The sequence below is a fragment of the Pseudomonas sp. 478 genome (assembly GCF_003254125.1).
In the GTDB taxonomy this organism is placed as follows: Bacteria; Pseudomonadota; Gammaproteobacteria; order Pseudomonadales; family Pseudomonadaceae; genus Aquipseudomonas.
Genome location: NZ_QKZG01000001.1, coordinates 707,200 through 726,931, shown reverse-complemented (window position 1 = coordinate 726,931; position 19,732 = coordinate 707,200). Strand labels below are relative to the sequence as shown.

Annotated in this window: 18 protein-coding genes and 1 pseudogene; 5 read left to right on the top strand and 14 right to left on the bottom strand. The window is 59.1% G+C overall.

Translation table 11 applies throughout. The features are described from left to right. The 4 genes and pseudogenes from DFS28_RS03560 to DFS28_RS03545 form a co-directional block, all read left to right on the top strand. Positions 1–126 (top strand): annotated as a pseudogene (locus DFS28_RS03560) (pyrroloquinoline quinone biosynthesis protein C); the annotation flags it as partial. Then, complete coding sequence (pqqD, locus tag DFS28_RS03555; RefSeq protein WP_059407406.1) at positions 123–398, top strand: pyrroloquinoline quinone biosynthesis peptide chaperone PqqD; 276 nt, start codon at positions 123–125, stop codon at positions 396–398. The pseudogene DFS28_RS03560 and the gene pqqD, both read left to right, overlap by 4 nt. Before the next feature lie 4 nt (positions 399–402). Next, on the top strand, positions 403–1,545 hold the full coding sequence (pqqE, locus tag DFS28_RS03550; RefSeq protein ID WP_161794744.1) for a pyrroloquinoline quinone biosynthesis protein PqqE: 1,143 nt from the start codon (positions 403–405) through the stop codon (positions 1,543–1,545). Next, positions 1,511–3,337, top strand: coding sequence for a S9 family peptidase (locus tag DFS28_RS03545; protein ID WP_111448577.1), 1,827 nt, complete (start codon positions 1,511–1,513; stop codon positions 3,335–3,337). The genes pqqE and DFS28_RS03545 overlap by 35 nt, the downstream gene beginning before the upstream one ends. Positions 3,338–3,507: 170 nt before the next feature. Here the strand turns inward: DFS28_RS03545 and DFS28_RS03540 are convergent, their stop codons facing one another. From DFS28_RS03540 to DFS28_RS03525, 4 genes are all read right to left on the bottom strand, one after another. Next, the gene (locus DFS28_RS03540; RefSeq protein ID WP_007904205.1) at positions 3,508–3,666 is read right to left on the bottom strand and encodes a YqaE/Pmp3 family membrane protein; all 159 of its coding nucleotides are present in this window, start codon (positions 3,664–3,666) and stop codon (positions 3,508–3,510) included. Between the two features lie 83 nt (positions 3,667–3,749). After that, complete coding sequence (locus DFS28_RS03535; protein WP_102614876.1) at positions 3,750–4,070, bottom strand: DNA-binding transcriptional regulator; 321 nt, start codon at positions 4,068–4,070, stop codon at positions 3,750–3,752. Beyond that, on the bottom strand, positions 4,063–4,419 hold the full coding sequence (locus tag DFS28_RS03530) for a type II toxin-antitoxin system RelE/ParE family toxin (RefSeq protein ID WP_111448576.1): 357 nt from the start codon (positions 4,417–4,419) through the stop codon (positions 4,063–4,065). The genes DFS28_RS03535 and DFS28_RS03530 overlap by 8 nt, the downstream gene beginning before the upstream one ends. A gap of 251 nt (positions 4,420–4,670) precedes the next feature. Then, complete coding sequence (locus tag DFS28_RS03525) at positions 4,671–5,954, bottom strand: aspartate aminotransferase family protein (RefSeq protein ID WP_111448575.1); 1,284 nt, start codon at positions 5,952–5,954, stop codon at positions 4,671–4,673. Between the two features lie 169 nt (positions 5,955–6,123). Here DFS28_RS03525 and DFS28_RS03520 point away from each other — a divergent pair, with 169 nt between their 5' ends. Continuing rightward, positions 6,124–7,053, top strand: a complete 930-nt coding sequence (locus tag DFS28_RS03520; RefSeq protein WP_111448574.1) for a LysR family transcriptional regulator — start codon at positions 6,124–6,126, stop codon at positions 7,051–7,053. 227 nt (positions 7,054–7,280) lie between these two features. Here the strand turns inward: DFS28_RS03520 and DFS28_RS03515 are convergent, their stop codons facing one another. From DFS28_RS03515 to bioB, 10 genes are all read right to left on the bottom strand, one after another. Next, positions 7,281–9,059 carry an acyl-CoA dehydrogenase C-terminal domain-containing protein gene (locus DFS28_RS03515; RefSeq protein WP_111448573.1) on the bottom strand — a complete coding sequence of 593 codons (1,779 nt, stop codon included), beginning with the start codon at positions 9,057–9,059 and terminating at the stop codon, positions 7,281–7,283. Positions 9,060–9,246: 187 nt separating this feature from the next. Beyond that, the gene (locus DFS28_RS03510) at positions 9,247–11,043 is read right to left on the bottom strand and encodes an acyl-CoA dehydrogenase C-terminal domain-containing protein (RefSeq protein WP_111448572.1); all 1,797 of its coding nucleotides are present in this window, start codon (positions 11,041–11,043) and stop codon (positions 9,247–9,249) included. A gap of 90 nt (positions 11,044–11,133) precedes the next feature. Continuing rightward, positions 11,134–12,423 carry a GGDEF domain-containing protein gene (locus DFS28_RS03505; RefSeq protein WP_111448571.1) on the bottom strand — a complete coding sequence of 430 codons (1,290 nt, stop codon included), beginning with the start codon at positions 12,421–12,423 and terminating at the stop codon, positions 11,134–11,136. Between the two features lie 198 nt (positions 12,424–12,621). Next, positions 12,622–14,427: a phenylacyl-CoA dehydrogenase gene (locus DFS28_RS03500; protein ID WP_111448570.1), complete on the bottom strand. Its 1,806-nt coding sequence runs from the start codon at positions 14,425–14,427 to the stop codon at positions 12,622–12,624. A 277-nt stretch (positions 14,428–14,704) separates the two neighbouring features. Beyond that, the gene (locus DFS28_RS03495; RefSeq protein ID WP_046045346.1) at positions 14,705–15,001 is read right to left on the bottom strand and encodes a hypothetical protein; all 297 of its coding nucleotides are present in this window, start codon (positions 14,999–15,001) and stop codon (positions 14,705–14,707) included. 120 nt (positions 15,002–15,121) lie between these two features. After that, the gene (gene bioD, locus DFS28_RS03490) at positions 15,122–15,802 is read right to left on the bottom strand and encodes a dethiobiotin synthase (RefSeq protein ID WP_111448569.1); all 681 of its coding nucleotides are present in this window, start codon (positions 15,800–15,802) and stop codon (positions 15,122–15,124) included. Next, positions 15,799–16,611, bottom strand: a complete 813-nt coding sequence (gene bioC, locus DFS28_RS03485) for a malonyl-ACP O-methyltransferase BioC (protein ID WP_111448568.1) — start codon at positions 16,609–16,611, stop codon at positions 15,799–15,801. Before bioC ends, bioD begins: the two co-directional genes overlap by 4 nt. Further along, positions 16,604–17,335 (bottom strand): alpha/beta fold hydrolase, encoded by a 732-nt coding sequence (locus tag DFS28_RS03480; RefSeq protein WP_111448567.1) that lies wholly within the window; start codon positions 17,333–17,335, stop codon positions 16,604–16,606. The genes bioC and DFS28_RS03480 overlap by 8 nt, the downstream gene beginning before the upstream one ends. Next, positions 17,328–18,506 carry an 8-amino-7-oxononanoate synthase gene (bioF, locus tag DFS28_RS03475; protein ID WP_111448566.1) on the bottom strand — a complete coding sequence of 393 codons (1,179 nt, stop codon included), beginning with the start codon at positions 18,504–18,506 and terminating at the stop codon, positions 17,328–17,330. Before bioF ends, DFS28_RS03480 begins: the two co-directional genes overlap by 8 nt. A gap of 156 nt (positions 18,507–18,662) precedes the next feature. Then, positions 18,663–19,718 carry a biotin synthase BioB gene (bioB, locus tag DFS28_RS03470; RefSeq protein WP_111448565.1) on the bottom strand — a complete coding sequence of 352 codons (1,056 nt, stop codon included), beginning with the start codon at positions 19,716–19,718 and terminating at the stop codon, positions 18,663–18,665. Positions 19,719–19,732 lie beyond the last annotated feature (14 nt).

Below are 19,732 nucleotides of genomic sequence, written 5' to 3'. Positions count from 1 at the left end.
CTCCAGTTCAAACTGGACATTCTTTGGAGCATGCTCGATGCCATGAGCATGGCCTACGAACTGAAACGCCCGCCGTATCACAGCGTGACCGAGCAGCGGGTCTGGCATAAAGGAATCACCTTATGAGTTTTGATCGCAGCAAGACCCCGACCTGGCGCACCGGCTACCGCTTCCAGTACGAACCGGCGCAGAAAGGTCATGTGCTGCTCTACCCGGAAGGCATGATCAAACTCAACGAAAGTGCCGCGATGATCGGCGGTTTGATCGACGGCGAGCGTGACGTCGCGGCGATCATCGCCGAACTGGACGCGCAGTTCCCCGGCGTGCCCGAGCTCGGTGACGACATCGAACAATTCATGGAGGTCGCCCGTGCTCAGCACTGGATCGAACTTGCCTGAATCGGTGTCAGACAAGTTACCGCCCAAACCGGAAATCGGCCTGCCGCTGTGGTTGCTGGCCGAGCTGACGTATCGCTGCCCGCTGCAATGCCCGTACTGCTCCAATCCGCTGGATTTCGCCGAGCAAGGCAAAGAACTGAGCACCGAACAGTGGATCAAGGTGTTCCGCGAAGCGCGGGAGATGGGCGCGGCACAATTGGGCTTCTCCGGCGGTGAACCGCTGGTGCGCCAGGACCTCGCCGAGCTGATTGCCGAGGCGCGCAAGTTGGGGTTCTACACCAACCTGATCACCTCCGGCATCGGCCTGACCGAGCAAAAAATCAGCGACTTCAAGAAGGCCGGCCTGGACCACATTCAGATCAGCTTTCAGGCCAGCGACGAGCAAGTGAACAACTTGCTGGCTGGCTCGAAAAAAGCCTTCGCCCAGAAGCTGGAAATGGCCCGCGCCGTGAAAGCCCACGGTTATCCGATGGTGCTGAACTTCGTGACCCATCGGCACAACATCGACAAGATCGACCGGATCATCGAGCTGTGCATCGCCCTTGAAGCGGACTTTGTGGAACTCGCCACGTGCCAGTTTTACGGCTGGGCGCAGCTCAACCGGGTCGGTCTGTTGCCGACCAAGGAACAACTGGTCCGCGCCGAACGCATCACCAACGAATACCGCGCCAAACTGGAAGCCGAAGGGCATCCGTGCAAGCTGATTTTCGTCACCCCTGACTATTACGAAGAACGCCCGAAAGCCTGCATGAATGGCTGGGGCAGTATCTTTCTGACGGTCACGCCGGACGGAACCGCCCTGCCCTGTCATGGCGCCCGACAGATGCCGGTGCAGTTTCCCAACGTTCGCGACCACAGCATGCAGCACATCTGGTACGACTCGTTCGGCTTCAACCGCTTCCGCGGTTACGACTGGATGCCCGAGCCGTGCCGCTCCTGCGACGAGAAAGAAAAAGACTTCGGCGGCTGTCGCTGCCAGGCCTTCATGCTCACGGGGGACGCGAGCAACGCCGACCCGGTGTGCAGCAAATCGGAACATCACGGCGTGATCCTCAAGGCCCGCGAAGAAGCCGAACACGCGACCCAGACCATTGAACAACTGGCCTTTCGTAATGAACGAAATTCACGACTCATCGCTAAAAGCTGAACCCTTCAGCGCTGCCAGGGCTGTTGCGGCCGGCATCGACTTCGCCGAGTTACAGGTCGGCCCACATGGCCTGTTCTGGAACGAGTACCGACCCGAGGATGCCGCCTGCCGGATCTGGCATTGGCGCGACGGCCAGGCGCATTGCCTGACGCCAGCGGGCTTCAGTGTGCGCAGTCGGGTGTACGAATACGGCGGCGGCGCGTTCTGTCTAACCGATGACGGGATCGTGTTCGTCAACGAGGCGGACCAACAGCTGTATCGACAGTCGCTGGCCGGCGAGACACCTGAGTTACTGAGCTCAGGCGAATGTCGATATGGCGATCTGCAGTTCGCGAACGGGCAGGTATTGGCGGTTGAAGAAAACCGCGATCGGCATCGTCTGGTGGCTATCGACCTGGCTGACGGAGTACGTCATCTGCTGGCCGAAGGCGCTGATTTCTATGCCGCGCCGACGTTGAGTCCCGACGCGCAACGATTGGCGTGGATCGAGTGGAGCCGCCCGGATCAGCCATGGACCGCGACTCGCCTGATGGTTGCCGAACGCCAGAACGATGGTCGTTTTGCTCTGCCACGTTGCGTGGCGGGCGAAGACGCTGAGGAATCGCTGCAACAACCGAGATTCGATACAAGCGGCCGTCTGTTTTGCCTGACTGATCGCGGCGGCTACTGGCAGCCTTGGGTGGAATCGGCGGACGGTCTGAGCCCGCTGCCGAGTGCCGCAGCGGATCATGGGCCTGCGCCGTGGCAGCTGGGTGGTTGCACCTGGTTGCCACTGAGCGAAGGTCGTTATCTGGCGAGCTGGACTGAAGACGGCTTTGGCAAACTGGGGCTTTGTGGTGATGCCGGTGAGGATTTCACCGGCGACTACAGTCGCTTCCGCTCTCTCGCACTGGATGAGCAGTTCATTTACTGCATCGCCGCTTCGCCAGTCAGTTCGTCGGCAGTCATTGCCATCGACCGCCAGACCCGCCAGGTCAAAACATTGGCTGGCGGTATTGCACCGTTGCCCGCCGAGCAGATCAGCGTCCCGCAAACCCTGCGTTACCCCAGCGGTTCGCGCGAGGCCCACGGCTTCTTCTATCCAGCGATGACCGGTGATGCGAAACCGCCTCTGGTGGTGTTCATCCACGGCGGCCCGACGTCGGCCTGCTACCCCATGCTTGATCCGCGTATCCAGTACTGGGCGCAACGCGGCTTCGCCGTGGCTGATCTCAACTACCGCGGCAGCAGTGGCTATGGTCGGGCTTATCGGCAAGCGCTGCATTTGAGCTGGGGCGAAGTGGAAGTGGAGGACGCCTGCGCCGTCGTCGCTCATCTTGCCGAACGCGGATTGATCGACGGCAACAAGGCGTTTATTCGCGGCGGCAGTGCCGGCGGCTACACCACTCTGTGTGCGCTGGCCTTTCACACAGTCTTCCGCGCCGGTGCCAGCCTGTATGGCGTCAGTGACCCTGTGGCGCTGGGCCGGACGACTCACAAGTTCGAAGGCGATTATCTGGACTGGCTGATCGGCGACCCGGAGCAGGATGCCGAACGCTACGCCGCACGAACGCCGTTGCTGCATGCGGGCAACATCAGCGTTCCGGTGATTTTCTTTCAGGGTGAACTGGACGCTGTGGTGGTGCCGCAACAGACCCGCGACATGGTCACGGCGCTACAGGACAACGGCATTCTGGTTGAAGCGCATTACTACGCCGACGAACGCCATGGCTTTCGCAAGGCCGGCAATCAGGCCCATGCGCTGGAGCAGGAGTGGTTGTTTTATCGAAGGGTGATGGAATTGGCGGACTGAAGCCTGCGGCTCGAGCAGGAATGGTGTCGCCCCATTCGCGAGCAAGTCGAGTCGTCGCACCGCCGCTCCCACACTGACCGAGTCCTCCCAGGGGAATACGGTCGAATGTGGGAGCGGCGGTGCGACGATTCGACTTGCTCGCGAAAGCGATCTAACGGGCGCCGCTAAACTCAGCGCTTGGCAATGATGTACACCGCATGCACGATCCCGGGGATGTAACCGCACAGCGTCAGCAGAATATTCAGCCAGAACGCCCCGGCGAAACCGACTTGCAGAAACACACCCAGTGGCGGCAACAGAATGGCGATGATGATGCGAATAAAGTCCATGGGGTTAGCTCCTGATGGAAGTTGGCTCGTGTGAGCCTACAGCTAATCGACCTTTACCGTTCGTCAGGGTTCAGTGCGGTTCTTCAGGCCAGTATCTCAAGACCGTGTTTCTGAACGATGCTCAACAACTTCAGCGCCATGCCGCTGGGGTGCTTGTCTCCCGCTTCCCATTGTTTAACCGTCGAGGCGCTGGTGTTCAGATAACGCGCAAACACTGGCTGGCTTACGTTGTTGCGTTCGCGTAACGCTTTGATCTGCTCAGCGGGGATCGCATCTGGAACTGTTGCAAGACATGATTCATCGAATTTGCGCATGGTTGCCTTGCTGATTGCACCGATGGCAAACAAGGCACTGGCTGACTCGTGTATCGATTCCGAAATTTCACTTTTGAATTTTTTACTCATGAGGTATCTCCACAAACTCCTTCATATCCAGCAAGCGCTGGATTTCCATCTCGGTCAGCCCTCCATACGTCTTGGCTAACTCGCGCAAGTCGGCCAACTGCCTCGGACTGATATTGCTCTGGTCTTTCTTGGCATACAGAAACTGATAAACCCAGTAACGGCCACCTTTGGCCAAAACAATTGACCGATGACGGTTGGCATTCAACCGTTTTTTCCAGACCCCGCCGCCGAGATTGTCCGCCTGGCCGTTGAGCATTTCGGCGAATGCTTCACGAAGCTCGTCATCATCGATCCAGGCCTTCCCGACTTGCATCGAAAAACGTTTCGTTTTGAATAACCTTGGTGACATCGGCTTCCCTTCCAAAACATACCACCCAGTGGTATAGAATTCAAAGCCAGTTCCACGACAATATTGTTTCACTGGCACCGACACTCCTTGCCGATACGCTCTAAAAAGCCATTGATCCCACTACCGCTCAAGCACTGAATGGCATTTGGCAAAACGCAGAGACAAAAAAACGCCCCACGCCAAAATAATCAGGCATGGGGCGATGCGTTATACCGCGAGACGGTTCGGGAATTCGTGTAGGGCAGGTCTGATCAGACGGCAATCCCTTTGCGGCACTGCAGTTGCGCAGTGCGCACGCGGGAGAAGGCACGGGCCAGGCGCAGGAGCATTTCGTCGATGTTGGCTTTGCTGACAGTCAGGGTCGGGGTAAAGCGCAGGCAATCGGGCTGCGGAGCGTTGAGCAGCAGGCCTTCGTTCAACGCCGCCTTGACGACGGCGTCAGCCGATTCGTCGGACAAGGTAAGACCCCAGAACAGTCCTTGCCCGCGCAACTCGCCATGACCATAGCGATGGGATAAACGCTGCAGACCTTCGCTCAGGTGCTGACCGATTTCCCCGACATGATCGAGAAACCCCTTGTCCTGAACGCTGTCGAGGACGGCAAGACCGGCCGCCGTCATCAGTGCATTACCATGATGAGTACCTGTCACTTCGCCGACGTCGAAACAGCAGGCTTTGCCCCGCGCCAACAACGCCGCCAATGGCACGCCACCGCCCAGCCCTTTGCCGAGAACGACGATATCTGCCCGCACGCCGTAGGATTGTTCGGCGAGTAAAGTGCCGCAACGACCGATACCGGTTTGCACTTCGTCGAAGATCAGCAGAATCCCAAGCTCACGGCACAGGCGCTCGACGCCTTTGAGGTAATGCTCGGTGGCCGGTATCACCCCGGCTTCGCTCTGGATCGGTTCGAGCATGATCGCCACGGTCTGGGCGTCGACGGCCGCATGCAAGGCCGCAAGATCATTGAATGGCACGTGACTGAAGCCCGGAAGCAGCGGCTCGAATCGGTTAGTCAGATTCGAACTGTCCGACGCCGACAGCGTCCCCAGACTACGACCATGACAGCCGTTATTAGCAACGATGATCCGCGAAGCCCCGCCGCGATGTCGCTGGCCCCATTTACGCGCCAATTTGATCGCTGCTTCACAGGCTTCGCTGCCACTGTTGAGCAGGTAGGCCTGATCACTGCCGGTGCTGGAGCACAGTCGCTCAGCAAGATTGAGCATGCCGCGGTTATGCAGGCCGAAGCCGGGGTTGATCAGCGACTGAGCCTGCGCCGCGATGGCGTTGACCAGAACCGAAGGACTGTGTCCGAGGCTATTGGCCCCGCCACCCTGTGAGAAATCCAGATACGCGCGGTCATCGCTGTCCCACAACCATGAGCCCTGGCCGCGCACGAATATCTGTTTCGGTCGCTCGACACTGGGCATCAGGCACTCGCTGGAAAGATTGTCGCCTTGGGACGGCAAGAAGGCGTCCACGGCCAAGTCATCAAGACTCGGAAGATTGCGCCGCAAGCTGAACAAGTTCATCTGATCAAACCTCGTGCGAGGTTTTTTGCCTTACCTATGTAAACACCATTGAAGCAAACGGTATTCATCGCGCTCTGTGGCCCTGTAAGCCTTGTGAATGCGGTTAGACTAGGCTCACGCGAGGCCTTGAGCCATTTCGTTTTCCCAGCATTTTCGATAAGCACACCTTATGGATTTCAAGCAACTGCGTTATTTCGTCGCGGTCTACGAAGAAGGTCATGTGGGCCGGGCGGCCGAGCGGCTTTCAATCTCCCAACCGGCACTGTCCCAGCAGATCCGCCACCTCGAACAAAACCTCGATGTAAGCTTGTTCGAACGCAGCAGCAAACGCCTGCTGCCCACCCTGGCGGCTCATACGTTGTACAACCATGCGCTGCCCTTGCTGGATGGATTGCAACGGGCACGGGAAGCCTTGGGCAACTTCAAGGGTCAGGCATTGCGCACTCTGGCTATCGGCGTATTGCAGACTGTTCATAGCAGCCTGGTGCCACAGATGCTCGAACGCGTGCGCAAGGCGCAGCCGCATTTGGTGGTGCAAATCTATGAACTGACGGGGCTGGAAATCGAGCGGCGCTTGCTCAATGGCTCGCTGGACATCGGCATCGGCTATCTGCCACCTCGTCAGCCGGGGTTGCACGGCGTGATGCTGTACGAAGACGAGCTGACCCTGGTCATCCCGGCGGATCACCCGTTGCGCGAATTCAAGAAAGTCTCGATGAGTCAGGCTGCCGAATTGCCGATGTTGCTGCTGGGCGAAGAGTTTCAGGTGCGGCAGATCTGGCAAGCGCAACTGGCCAATCTGGGACGACGCCCACAGGTACAGGCAGAACTGAACAACATGGCGGGGATTCTCGACAGTTTGCCGCACACGCGACTGGCGACGGTACTGCCCGGACGCTCACAACAGGCACACGGCAATAAGGAACTGTTGTGGAAACCACTGAGCGAGCCGAGGGTGCCGCTGAAAGTCGGATTGGTGTGTCGGGATGTGCAGCGACAACAGGCCTCGCTGACCTTATTGCGTACGCTGCTGGAAGAAGTGATGAATGGCGCGGATGGGCGTTTGATCAGCCCGGCAACACTGGATGAGATGAGCTAAGCACTTTTCTGCAGGCAAAAGAAAACCCCGCCGAAGCGGGGCTTTGCAGACTGTTTCCCTGACATCCATTTCACTCCGCCGTCCTGGCAGAATCCTACGTGTCCGTGTTGTTGCTTTGCGCTTCCTGCGCGACGTCCATGTGAAGTAGATTAGCTGTGGATCCAATCTTCATCTATGGGAGAAGAGCAGCACGTCATGTAAGAGAATGCTTACATGACGTTACATTGTCAGAACTGCCCTGCGTCCAGCAGGAACAACGACTCGCTGCCGGCCTTCACCGACGCGCTCAACGAGTGAATACGCGGCAGCAGGCGTGCGAAATAGAACCGCGCCGTGCCCAACTTGCTCACGTAGAAATCGTCCTGCGCTTCTTTGCCAAAAGCGGCCTTGGCCATCAGTGCCCACATGTATGCATACGCCGTGTAACCGAATGCTTGCAGATACTCGACCGAAGCAGCACCGATTTCGTTCGGGTTGTTTTTCGCCCGATCCAGCAACCAGGCGGTCAGTTCGTCGAGGGTAGTCACCGCATCGTTCAGCGGTTTGGTGAACTCCACCAGATCAGCGCTGGCGGTCGCAGTGAAATGACGGATCTCGTCGGCAAACAGATTGTAGAACGCCCCACCGGTGCCGACGATCTTGCGGCCTACCAGGTCCAACGCCTGAATGCCGTTGGTGCCTTCGTAGATCTGGGTGATGCGCACGTCACGCACCAGTTGCTCCTGGCCCCACTCACGGATGTAACCGTGGCCGCCGAAAACCTGCTGGCCATGAATGGTGGTTTCCAGACCCAGGTCGGTCAGGAACGCCTTGGCCACCGGAGTCAGCAAGGCCACCAAATCTTCCGCGCGTTTGCGGGTGGTGGCGTCTTCGCTGAACTTGGCGGTGTCCAGTTGCATGGCCACGTAAGTCGAAAAGGCGCGACCGCCTTCGTTCGAGGCTTTCATGGTCAGCAACATGCGACGCACGTCTGGGTGGACGATGATCGGGTCAGCGACCTTGTCCTTGTTCTGCGCACCGGTCGGCGAACGGCTTTGCAGGCGGTCGCGGGCGTACTCGACGGCGTTCTGGTAAGAGCGCTCGCCAGAGGCCAGGCCCTGGATACCGACGCCCAGACGTTCGTAGTTCATCATGGTGAACATCGCGGCCAGGCCTTTGTTTGGCTCGCCGACCAGATAACCCACGGCCTCGTCGAAGTTCATCACGCAGGTCGCGGACGCCTGGATGCCCATCTTGTGTTCGATTGAACCGCAGGTCGCCGGGTTCCGCGCGCCCAGGGTGCCATCGGCATTGACCATGAACTTCGGCACCAGGAACAGCGAAATACCCTTCGGCCCCGCCGGTGCGTCCGGTAGCTTGGCCAGCACCAGGTGAATGATGTTCTCGGTCAGGTCGTGCTCACCGCCAGTGATGAAGATCTTGGTGCCGCTGACTTTGTAGGACCCGTCGGCCTGAGGCTCGGCCTTGGTGCGAATGATCCCCAGGTCCGTGCCGGCGTGTGGCTCGGTCAGGCACATGGAGCCAGCCCAGACGCCGGCGTACATGTTCGGCAGGTACGCGGCTTTCAGCGCTTCGCTGGCGTGGGCGTTGATCGACAGGCAGGCGCCCGCGGTCAGCATCGGGTACAGGCCGAACGACAGGCTGGCGGAGTTGACCATTTCTTCGACTTGCGCCGAAACGGCCTTGGGCATGCCCATGCCGCCGTAGGTCGGATCGCCGCCGACACCGACCCAACCGCCTTCAGCATAAGTCTGATAAGCCTGCTGGAAACCTGCCGGCGTGGTGACGGCACCGTCCGCCCAATGGCAACCTTCTTCGTCAGCCGCACGGCTCAGGGGCGCGATGCTTTTGCTGGTGACCTTGCCGGCTTCTTCAAGAATGGCTTCGACCGTTTCAGCATCGACAGTCTCGGCCAGCGCAGGCAGCTCGGCCCAGAGTTTGGCGACCTCGAAAACTTCATTGAGGACGAAGCGCATATCGCGCAGGGGCGCTTTGTAGTCAGCCATGGCAAACCTCGCAAGATCTAAACAGGTGATTCGTAGGAGTGGTACTTTCGTTGGGTTTGAGTGTAACCCAACAACTTTTACGACACATAGGGTCAGCTCATGACCGTTTTGTTATTTTTAGTCACTTGAAAGCAAGCCATTAAAGAAGCCCGCAACTAGGCGGGCTCTTTTACGTCGGTTTGAAACACTATAGTGCGAATAACTCCGCTGGCAGGTTCATCAGACAATCGCTGCCCGCCTCGATGGCCGCACGATGAGCCGCCGTGCGTGGTAACAATCGCTTGAAGTAAAACTCGCTGGTCGCCAGTTTTGCCTGGCAGTAATCGGCATCGCCACTGCCCGAATCGAGCTGTGCCTGAGCGACCAGCGCCATGCGCAGCCACAGATAGCCGAGGATGATGTAACCGCTGTACATCAGGTAATCCACCGACGCCGCGCCGACTTCATCCGGATTTTTCATCGCCGCCATGCCGACTTTTGTGGTCACCTCTCCCCACTGCTGATTCAGCTCGTTGAGCTGCGCAACATAGCTTGCGAGTTGCGGGTGTCCGGCGTTTGCCGCACAGAACTTGTGGACGATTCTGGTGAACCCGCGCAGCAGTTTCCCCTGGCTGCCGAGGACTTTTCTGCCAAGCAAGTCCAGCGCCTGAATGCCGTTGGTGCCTTCGTAGATCGGTGCAATCCGGCAGTCGCGTACCAACTGCTCCATGCCCCACTCGCGGATGAAACCGTGACCACCGAACACCTGCATGCCGTGGTTGGTCACTTCCAGCCCGGTATCGGTCATGAAGGCTTTGCAGATCGGCGTGAGGAACGCCAGCAGGTCTTCGGCATCCTGACGCGCCGTTTGATCCGGGCTCAGATGCGCCACGTCGAGCAATTGCGCGGTGAAATAAGTCAGCGCCCGATTGCCTTCGTTGAAGGCCTTCATGGTCAATAACATCCTGCGCACATCAGGATGAACGATGATCGGATCGGCGGCTTTTTCCGGCGCTTTCGGGCCGGTCAGCGCGCGCATTTGCAGACGATCATTGGCGTACTTGATCGCGCCTTGAAAGCTCGCCTCCCCGAGACATAAACCCTGCATGCCGGTGCCCAGCCGAGCATGGTTCATCATGGTGAACATGCAGTTCAGGCCCTTGTTCGGCTCACCGATCAAGAAGCCCTTGGCGTCATCGAAGTTCAGCACGCAGGTAGCCGAGGCCTTGATGCCCATTTTGTGTTCGATCGAGCCGCAGGAAACGCCGTTGCGCTCCCCCGCCTCACCTTCGTCGTTGGGTAGGAATTTAGGAACGATGAACAGTGAAATGCCCTTGGTCCCGGCCGGGGCGTCCGGCAGTTTCGCCAGCACCAGGTGAATGATGTTTTCACTCATGTCGTGCTCGCCGGCGGAGATGAAGATCTTGCTGCCGGAAATCGCATAGCTGCCGTCGGTCGCAGGCACGGCGCGGGTTTTGATGATGCCCAGGTCTGTGCCGCAATGGGCTTCGGTCAGGCACATGGTGCCGGTCCATTGGCCGGCGGTGAGCTTGCTCAGGTAAGTCTGTTTCTGTTCTTCAGTGCCATGGGCGTGGATTGCTGACATCGCGCCGTGAGTCAGGCCGGGGTACATGCCCCAGGAGGTGTTGCTGGAGCCGACCATTTCGCTAATGACCAGCCCCAACGAACTCGGCAAACCCTGGCCACCGTAAACCGGATCAGCCGCCAGACCGTGCCAGCCGCCTTCAACGTATTGTGCGAATGCCTGCTTGAAGCCTGTAGGCGTAGTCACCACGCCATTGTCGAAATGGCAGCCTTCTTCGTCGCCGCTGCGGTTCAGCGGTGCGAGAACGTTCTCACAGAATTTCGCACCTTCTTCGAGGATCGCATTGACCATGTCCGGGCTGGCATCGGTGGCACCCAGCGCGGCGTAGTTGCTGTGAAAATCGAAGACGTGGTCGATCAGAAAGCGCATGTCGCGCAGGGGAGCTTTGTACTCAGGCATGGTCATTTCTCCGGCAGCAGATTCCCCAAACCTACTGCCGCACACCCGACCTCACAATCACAGTCCAGACGCTGAATGCGCCATCATCACTCAATCAGTAGCAGCGTCCATGCGCACCGCACCACGACGGCTCTGACCGAACGCCACCACACAGTTTCGCCCCGCGCCCTTGGCACTGTAGAGCGCCTCGTCAGCGGACTTGAGCACTTTCTCGGGGGTGCGCTGCTCCAGTCGTTCGGCCACGCCGATGCTGACGGTGACCGACACACTAGAGGCGCCCGAGCCTGCGCGACGTTGACGACCCTGCTGGTCGTCCTGAGGGCGGCTGTCCTGATTGCGCAGTTGAATGTTGTAGGTGGCGATGGACTCGCGGATGACTTCCAGGTGCGGCATGCACTCTTCGAGGGTCTTGCCTGCGAACACCAGGGCGAATTCCTCACCGCCGTAGCGATACGCCCTACCGCCTCCGCCGATTTTCGACAGTTTGCTGGCGACTAGTCGCAGCACCTGATCGCCGACATCGTGACCGTGGGTGTCATTGAATTTCTTGAAGTGATCGACATCGCTCATCGCCAACACGTAATTGCGCCCCAACCGCTGCATCCGCTCGTTCAAGGCGCGGCGGCCCGGCAGGCCGGTGAGTTCGTCGCGGAAGGCCATTTGGTAGGCCTCGTGAGCGACCGCTGCGGCAATCATCAACATCACCTGACTGCACATGATGTTCAGGGTAAACGGCAGGATGAAGGTTTTCGGCAACATCCAGAACAACCCGAGCAGGCCCACCAATTGGGCAGCATGCAAGGGTCTCGGGTTGCGCCAGTATTGCCAGGCCAGCAATACAAACGAGGCGATGAACACGGGATAAGACAACTGGATCAGACTCATCCAGGCGCCATGCAACGCTGGCCAGCGGATCTCCGACAGCCACATCAACAGCGCCTGTGGGTAACTTTGCTCCAGTCCCAACGCCACGCTACCAAAAGCCAGCAACACGGCGAATCGCGCCACCATGTCCTGGAACAGGTGGGTGCGCTCCTGCCAGGCGGCGAACACACCAAATAGCAGCGGCAGCAACAGGCAGCACAGATGGAAGACCACAGCGGCGTCTTCACGAACCTTGCCGTTGTCGCGGTAATAGTCGGTCTGGGTGTCGAGCAGGAAGTAGGCGATGTACACCGTGACCATCAGAAACAGTTCACGCTGACGTCGGTAAACCGCGCAGTAAGCACCGCCGAGCAACAACACCAAGGTTGGCAGTACGTTGAACAGCGAGGTGAAAAAGACGTTGAGATCCTTCACGTACGCAGCCGCCAGCCCCGCGAGCAAAAGCAGTAATGACGGCAGGAAATGGCTGAAACGTACAGCGGAAGAACGCGGCAAGGGTAAAGCTCCGACCCGGCAAACAAGGATGGCATTGTGCCTTCTCTTCAAGCGACATGTCACATCGCCACCCTCTTTAACGGCAGCAAAGGCATTCTTCTTAGCGTTTTAGTCAGGAATATTTACGCGTAGATATCGCGCACAAAAAAGCCGCTGCTTCCGAGGAAGCAGCGGCTTTATCAAGCGACAACGTGGGGCTTAGTAACCCAGCGCGAAGTCTTCTTCTTTCATGTCCATCAGGTTGTTGGCGCCCGACAGCATGGTGACAACGTGAGTGCGGGTACGTGGCAGGATGCGCTGGAAGTAGAAGCGCGCAGTCTGCAGCTTGGCGGTGTAGAACGCCGTTTCGGTGGTGCCGGCAGCCAGTTTTTCGGCAGCCAGACGCGCCATGTCCGCCCAGAAGTAAGCCAGGCAGGCGTAACCGGAGTACATCAGGTAATCCACCGACGCTGCGCCGACTTCTTCGCGATCCTTCATGGCCGCCATGCCGACCTTCATGGTCAGCTCGCCCCATTCTTTGTTCAGTGCAGCCAATGGCTCGACGAACTCTTTGACCGCTTCGTTGCCTTCGTTGGTCTGGCAGAACTTGTGGACGATCTTGGTGAAGCTTTTCAGGGCTTCGCCTTGAGTCATCAGCACTTTACGGCCCAGCAAATCGAGAGCCTGGATACCGGTGGTGCCTTCGTACAGCATCGAAATGCGGCTGTCGCGAACGTTCTGCTCCATGCCCCACTCGGCGATGAAGCCGTGGCCGCCGTAGATTTGCACACCGTGGTTGGCGGATTCGAAGCCGACTTCAGTCATGAAGGCTTTGGCGATCGGCGTCATGAACGCCAGCAGTGCGTCAGCCTTCTTCTTCTCTTCTTCGTCCACGCCGTACTTGACGATGTCGACTTGCTTGGCAGTGAAGTAAACCATCGCACGGTTGCCTTCGGCGAAGGCTTTCATGGTCAACAGCATACGACGTACGTCAGGGTGAACGATGATCGGGTCAGCAGCTTTTTCCGGCGCTTTCGGGCCAGTCAGGGAACGCATTTGCAGACGATCACGAGCGTATTTCAGACCGCCCTGGAAGCCGATCTCGGCGTGAGCCAGACCTTGCAGCGCGGTGCCCAGACGTGCGGTGTTCATGAAGGTGAACATGCAGTTCAGGCCTTTGTTCGCCGGGCCGATCAGGTAACCGGTGGCCGCGTCGAAGTTCATCACGCAGGTGGCGTTACCGTGGATGCCCATCTTGTGTTCCAGGGAACCACAGGTCACTGCGTTGCGTGCGCCGACCGAACCGTCTTCATTCGGCATGAACTTGGGAACGATGAACAGCGAAATGCCTTTGGTGCCAGCCGGCGCATCCGGCAGACGTGCCAGCACGATGTGGACGATGTTGTCGGCCATGTCGTGTTCACCGGCCGAGATGAAGATCTTGGTGCCGGAGACTTTGTAGGAACCGTCGGCCTGAGGTTCAGCCTTGGTGCGCAGCATGCCCAGGTCGGTGCCGCAATGCGGTTCGGTCAGGCACATGGTGCCGGTCCATTCGCCGGAAACCAGCTTGGTCAGGTAAGCCTCTTGCTGCTCAGGCGTGCCGTGCTCGGAAATGGTGTTCATCGCGCCATGGGAAAGGCCTGGGTACATGCCCCACGACCAGTTGGCTTCGCCAACCATTTCGCTGACGGCCAGACCCAGAGACTCCGGCAGGCCTTGGCCGCCGTGCTCTACGTCATGGGCCAGGCTTGGCCAGCCGCCTTCGACGAATTGTTTGTAGGCTTCTTTGAAACCGGTCGGGGTTTTAACGCCGGACTCGCTCCAGGTGCAGCCCTCGGTGTCACCCACGCGGTTCAGCGGAGCCAGCACCTGCTCACAAAACTTGGCGCCTTCTTCGAGAATGGCGTCAACCATGTCTGGAGTAGCGTCCTGGCAAGCCGGAAGGCTCTGATAGTGCGCTTCGTAGCCGAGCAGTTCGTCACGAACGAAGCGAATATCACGCAAGGGGGCCTTGTAGTCAGGCATAGCGATAAACCTCTGCTGATGTAACCGGGAATGAACGACCGCGTTGATTTGTTGTGGCGGTCAAACAGTTGTTTGAAACATACGTTTACGCCTAAATCTTGTCAAGCGCCGATCTTTTGCCGTTCGTCATTACCCGGGGTAAATACCAGACCCACAGCCACGCAACACCGTCGCCTGAGCAATACGCAGTGGAGAAAAGATTAGTTGAGGGAGAAGGATTTACGCAGAAAAACGCCGCGAATATTCGCGGCGTTGAAGGTGCGGGTTCAGCGAGGATTCAAGCGTAGGTATCAATCAGCGTACCGAGCATTTCATCGGATGCCTTGGCAACTTTGACGCCCAGTTCAACCTGAAATTTGCCTTGGGACATCTCGACCATGTTACTGGCCAGGTCCGACTGCTGACTGCGATCCACTGAACGCAGACGATCAACCTGAGCCTCGGAAGACTGGCTGGTCACAGAGCGCTCGATTGTCGTGTTGGCAATCTGGCCAGAGGCCTGATCAACACGGTTCTGCCCTGTCTGAATAGTGCTCAGACCGGCATAAAAAGCGGTGTTTCCTGAGATTTCCATGGCAGAACTCGTCCTACAAAGGATCAACAGCGGCCATTGAATCAGACCCACTGACAAAAGGCCCGACAAAAACACTAATAGCACAGTGCCTTGTCATAGTTAAAACCCCTGCCAGAAAACTCAGTCCAGTAAATCCAGTTGCAGATGCTCCGCCACTGCTTCAGCGGTCATCAACTTGAGTTTTGGCACCCGCCCAAGGCACGGTGCCGGGATCCGCTCAGCGAGTGTTGCGAGGTTTTCTTCCAGACGCGAAGTCTTCGGATCGATGATATTGGCCACCCATCCTGCCAACTGCAAACCGTCCTGAGCAATCGCCTCGGCCGTCAGTAGCGCATGGTTGATGCAACCCAGGCGCACGCCCACCACCAGGATCACCGGCAGGCCCAGCGCCATCGCCAGGTCGGACAGATTGTCCTGATCCGCCAAAGGCACTCGCCAACCGCCAGCACCTTCGATCAAGGTGAAGTCCGCCTGCATATCGAGAATTTCCCGCATGGGCGTCAACAGTGATTGCACCGTCAATGCCACGCCGGCCTCCCGCGCGGCCAAGTGCGGCGCGATCGGCGGCTCGAACGCCATAGGGTTGACCTGTGCATAAGTCAAAGGCACCGAGCACTCCGCCAGCAACGCCAACGCATCGGCATTGCGCAAGCCCTTGGGCGTCACATCGCATCCTGAGGCGACCGGTTTGCCCGCCGCCGTGCTCAAACCGGCCGACCGCGCGGCATACAGCAAAGCCGCGGCAATGGTGGTCTTGCCGACATCAGTGTCAGTACCGGTGATGAAATAGGCGGCGCTCATAAGGGTTTCTCCAACACGGCGTAGACCACTTGATAAGTCGCCGGCAATCCTTTGGCCTGACGAAACCGCTCATAAGCCTCGATCAAACCGAGGATCCGCGCCCTGCCGGTCAAACCACCCGGCCGACCGGGGTTCAGGTTGTGGGCACCCAGCGCCTTCAGTTCATGGGTCAGGCTGCGCACATCCGGGTAATGCAACACGTGCGGTCGGGTTTCCAGACTCGCGACGCTCAACCCACTGTCCGCGCAAAGCTGTTGATAAACCCCGAACTCACGAAAGCGGTTGACGTGCACCATGCCATCCACCTGTCGCCAGCTGTCACGCAGCTCGAACAGTGTGCCTACGCATAGACTAGCAAACGCGAAAATTCCGCCTGGTTTCAGCACCCGATTGGCTTCACTGAGCACCGAAGCGAAGTCCGCACACCACTGCACCGCCAGGCTGGAGAAGATCAGATCGCAGGTCGAATCCTGCAACGGTAACCGCTCGGCATCGCCTGCGATGAAATGCGTTGCACCACCTAACGGCCGGGCGTGATTGAGCATGCCTTCGGCGATGTCCAATGCCAGTCCGTGACTGGCAGGAAATCGCTCGCCCAATGCACGGCTGAAATGCCCGGTGCCGCAGCCCAGGTCCAGCCAGACACCCGGCACAAAGCCCTCAAGCAAACGACTCGACAATTCACTGCCAACATCGCGCTGAAATTCGGCCACGCTGTCGTAGCTTGCCGCCGCACGGGAAAAAGAGGCCGCCACTTGGCGTTTGTCGGGCAAACCGCCGGGCAGGTTGGGAAAGGATAAATCAGTCATCACCGGACTCATGCAAAAAGGCCTGAATCGCCCCCGCCACACCGTGAGGGTCTTCCAGAAGAAACGCGTGACTGGCCTGCTCGATCAGACCGATTTCAACATCCGGCAGCAATGTCAGCAGATCGCTCGCCGCTTCGGCTGGAACCAGTCCATCGAGGCCGGCGAACAAGTGCAGTTGCGGGCCGCGGAACGCCTGCAAAGCCTGGCGGGTATCCAGTTGTGCGAGCAACTCCAGGCCGCTCATCAGCACCTCTGCCGAAGTGTGTGGCGCGCCACCGAGCAACAGCCGAGACAACCCGCGCGGGTCTTCGGCCCCCTGAGCGCAGAGCAGCGAGAAACGTTTCAACGTCATGCGCGGATCCGCCTTGCAACCGGCCAGAAACGCATCGAACGTTTCGGCAGGCATCGCCCTTGGCCATTGCTCATGGGCGACAAAAGAAGGATTGCTCGCCAGGGTCAGCAAGCCGCAGCAGCGATCGCCGCGCCGGGCTGCCAACTCTGAAGCGAGCATGCCGCCCAGCGACCAGCCGCCGAGCCAGGCGTCCTGAGGCACCGTCGAATCCAGCTCATCGAGCCACGCCTCAAGATCGCTCGATTGCAGTTCCGGCAACGGTTCGATCTCGACCCGCAAGCGTTCATCCAGTCCTTGCAACGCTGCCGCCAAGGGCTCCAGGGGAGAAATGCCGAGACCCCAGCCGGGCAGCAGAATCAGGCGATCACGCATGGCTTGGCTCCGGTCCCAGTTGTTGAAAACAATCGGCCAGTCCATTTAACAATAGCTGTACCTGCGCCTCGCTGTGGGCGGCGGTCAGGGTCACTCGCAGTCGGGCGCTGCCGGCGGGCACGGTCGGAGGACGGATCGCAGTGACCATCAGACCTCGTTCACGCAGCATCTGCGACAGTCGAACCGCACGCCCGGCATCGCCGATCATGATCGGCTGGATCGGCGTGAAGCTGTCCATCAACTCCAGGCCGATCTGCTCGGCACCGCGGCGGAACTGGCGGATCAACGTTTTCAGATGCTCACGTCGCCAGTGCTCGGTACGCAGCAGCTCAAGGCTTTTCAGCGTCGCGCAGGCCAGCGCCGGCGGCTGGCTGGTGGTGTAAATGTAGGGACGGGCGAACTGGATCAGGCTCTCGATCAGCTCTTCGCTGCCCGCCACAAAAGCCCCGGCGGTCCCGAACGCCTTGCCGAGGGTGCCGACAAGCACCGGCACGTCTTCCTGACTCAGGCCGAAATGCTCGACGATCCCGCCACCATTGGCACCCAGCGGACCAAAGCCGTGAGCGTCATCAACCATCAACCAGGCGCCTTTGGCCCTGGCTTCCCGCGCCAACGCCGGCAGGTCGGCGATGTCGCCGTCCATACTGAACACGCCGTCGGTGACCACCAGGGTATTGCCGGTCGCCTTCTCAAGACGCTTGGCCATACTCGCCGCGTCGTTGTGCAGATAGCGATTGAAGCGAGCTCCGGACAACAGACCCGCATCCAGCAGGGACGCGTGATTGAGCCGGTCTTCCAGCACCGTATCGCCCTGCCCGACCAGCGCGGTGACCGCGCCGAGGTTGGCCATGTAACCGGTGGTGAACAACAGCGCGCGCGGACGACCGGTGAACTCGGCCAGGGCTTCTTCCAGTGCGTGATGTGGGCCGCTGTGGCCGATCACCAGATGCGAAGCACCACCGCCCACGCCCCAACGAGCGGCACCAGCGCGCCAGGCTTCGATCACTTGCGGGTGATTGGCCAGGCCCAGGTAATCGTTGTTACAGAACGCCAGCAACGGCTGACCATCGACCACCACTTCCGGGCCTTGGGGGCTTTCGAGCAATGGGCGTTGGCGGTAGAGATTTTCGGCACGACGGGCAGCAAGGCGCGCGCTGAGATCGAAAGACATGCAGACCTCGGGCAGTCAGATTACATAATCCAAGGTTGGGCACAATCCAATGTGGGAGCGGGCTTGCTCGCGAAGACGGACTGACATTCAACAGTGATGTCGACTGTGCCGCCGCTTTCGCGAGCAAGCCCGCTCCCACACTCGATTTGTGTCGGATCAGACAGCAGCGTTATAGAACTGCTCGCTGCTCTTCTGCTCAACCAGCGCCTGTTCAATCGCGGCCTGATGGACTTCGTCAGCGTGCTCTTCACGCGCTTCCGGCAGGATGCCCAGGCGTGAAAACAGTTGCATGTCCTTGTCGGCCTGCGGGTTGGCGGTGGTCAGCAGTTTTTCGCCGTAGAAAATCGAATTCGCGCCAGCAAAGAACGCCAGGGCCTGCATCTGCTCGTTCATCGCTTCGCGGCCGGCGGACAGGCGCACGTGGGATTGCGGCATCAGGATGCGCGCAACGGCCAGCATGCGGATGAAGTCGAACGGGTCGATATCGTCAGCATTTTCCAGCGGCGTACCGGCGACTTTCACCAACATGTTGATCGGCACCGACTCAGGATGCTCTGGCAGGTTGGCCAGCTGGATCAGCAGATTGGCGCGATCATCAAGCGACTCGCCCATGCCGAGGATGCCACCGGAGCAGATCTTCATCCCGGACTCACGCACGTAGGCCAGGGTTTGCAGGCGCTCACTGTAAGTGCGGGTGGTGATGATGCTGCCGTAGAACTCAGGCGAGGTATCGAGGTTGTGGTTGTAGTAGTCGAGGCCGGCGTCAGCCAGAGCGAAGGTCTGGTCCTGATCAAGGCGACCGAGGGTCATGCAGGTTTCCAGGCCCATGGCTTTCACGCCTTTGACCATTTCCAGCACGTAAGGCATGTCTTTGGCCGACGGATGTTTCCACGCCGCGCCCATGCAGAAACGGGTCGAACCGATGGCCTTGGCGCGAGCGGCCTCTTCGAGGACCTTCTGCACTTCCATCAGCTTTTCTTTTTCCAGGCCGGTGTTGTAGTGACCAGACTGCGGACAATATTTGCAGTCTTCCGGGCAGGCACCGGTTTTGATCGACAGCAGCGTCGACACCTGGACCCGATTTGCGTCGAAATGCGCGCGGTGCACCGTCTGCGCCTGGAACAACAGGTCATTGAATGGCTGAACGAAGAGTGCTTTGACTTCGGCCAAAGACCAGTCATGACGCAGGGTTGCAGTGGTGCTGGCGCTCATGGGCGTTTCCTTTG